This window comes from Aeromonas sp. Prich7-2, assembly GCF_017939255.1.
Lineage (GTDB): Bacteria > Pseudomonadota > Gammaproteobacteria > Enterobacterales > Aeromonadaceae > Aeromonas > Aeromonas caviae.
In genome coordinates, this window is sequence record NZ_JAGKRI010000085.1 from 1 (window position 1) to 1,812 (window position 1,812).

General features: G+C 53.0%; 1 protein-coding gene. It reads left to right on the forward strand.

Features of this window, described 5'->3' with window-relative positions; genetic code table 11:
- The first annotated feature begins 417 nt into the window (after window positions 1–417).
- Window positions 418–1,623, forward strand: coding sequence for a nucleoside transporter C-terminal domain-containing protein (locus J9892_RS14465; protein WP_041214374.1), 1,206 nt, complete (start codon window positions 418–420; stop codon window positions 1,621–1,623).
- Window positions 1,624–1,812: the final 189 nt, after the last annotated feature.

Below are 1,812 nucleotides of genomic sequence, written 5' to 3' on the forward strand. Positions count from 1 at the left end.
GTGGCAGGAAATAACAGAGAAGTTGGAGTGGGCAATGGTGTATTTATCCAAAAACGGCAAAAAGAGTAGGCAGAGAAAATCCAAGCAAAACAACACGTTAGACGGTATTATTAATTCGCTTGCCGCTTAAGGTTCTGTACATGATCGGAGGATGCCATATGGGATATGGTCGTTATTCAATATATATATGAATGAGGAATAAAATTAATGAAAGAGCATAACTTATTGTTTTTAATTTATTTTTAAGCTTCATTAGAGACGATTAATAATCATGTACCTTGGCAATTAATTTAAAAACGTTTGTATTATTTGGCATGCATATTTTTACCGCGGATTGTGATGACTCTCTGATTTTTAAATATGCAGTTCTTTATGATGGCGCCGGTCAAAAATAACAATTCAATGGGTGCTACTGGTATGGAATACGTTCATTTCGTGCTCGGACTCGTGATGGTCCTGGCATTGGCGTTGCTGGCAAACCGCCGCAACTGGAAACAGATCAAGCTGCGTTACATCGGCCAGCTGCTGGTGGTCGAGCTGGCGCTCGCCTGGTTCATGCTCAACTCCGAAGTGGGTCTGGCGGTGGTGGGTGGCTTTGCCGCCGGCTTCACCAAGCTGATGGAGTTTGCCAAGCAGGGGACCGACTTCGTGTTCGGCGGTCTGGTCAACGAAGGGGCCTTCTCCTTCTTCCTGATGGTGCTGATGCCCATCGTCTTCATCTCCGTGTTGATCGGCATTTTGCAGTACATCCGTCTGCTGCCCATCGTCATTCGTGGCATCGGCACCGTGCTGGCCAGGATCAACGGCATGGGCAAGCTGGAGTCCTTCAACGCCATCAGCTCCATGATCGTCGGTCAGTCCGAGAACTTCATCGCCCTCAAGAACATACTGCCGCACCTGAACGAGAAGCAGATGTACACCCTGGCGGCGACGGCCATGTCCACCGTCTCCATGTCCATCGTCGGTGCCTACATGCAGCTGATCGAGCCGCGCTACGTGGTGGCCGCACTGGTACTCAACATGTTCAGCACCTTTGTGGTGCTTTCCCTCATCAACCCCTACGAGCCCGACAATACCGTGACCGATGCCAAGGCGCTGGCCGAGGGTGACGAGCACCATACGCCGAAGAAGGAGAACTTCTTCGAGATGCTGGGGGAATACATCATGGCCGGTTTCACCGTGGCGGTGATCGTCGGTGCCATGCTGGTGGGCTTCATTGCCCTGATCGCCCTCATCAACTACCTGTTCGAGGCGGCGTTCGGCGTCAACTTCCAGCACGTCATGGGCTACATCTTCTATCCCGTTGCCTGGATCCTGGGCATCCCGGGCAGTGAAGCGCTGCAGGCCGGCTCCATCATGGCGACCAAGCTGGTGACCAACGAGTTTGTGGCCATGATGGATCTGGGCAAGATTGCCGCCGAGCTCTCCCCGCGCACCGTCGGCATCCTCTCCATCTTCATGGTGTCGTTCGCCAACTTCAGCTCCATCGGCATCATTGCCGGTGCGGTGAAGGCGCTCAACGAAGAGAAGGGCAACATGGTTTCCCGCTTCGGTTTGAAGCTGGTCTATGGCTCCACCCTGGTGAGCCTGCTCTCCGCCGTGATCGCCGGTGTGATGATCTAGGTCCTCCCCCCGCGCTGCTCATGACGACCCCCTGCCTTGGCAGGGGGTCTAATGAGATGGTCACCCCCACCCTGTGAGCGGTACGCTGACAGGGTGTTTTTCTTTCAGGAGAGGCCATCATGGAAAACGTTGCGCTTATTGGTATTGATCTCGGTAAACACTCTTTTCACATTCACTGTCAAGACCGGT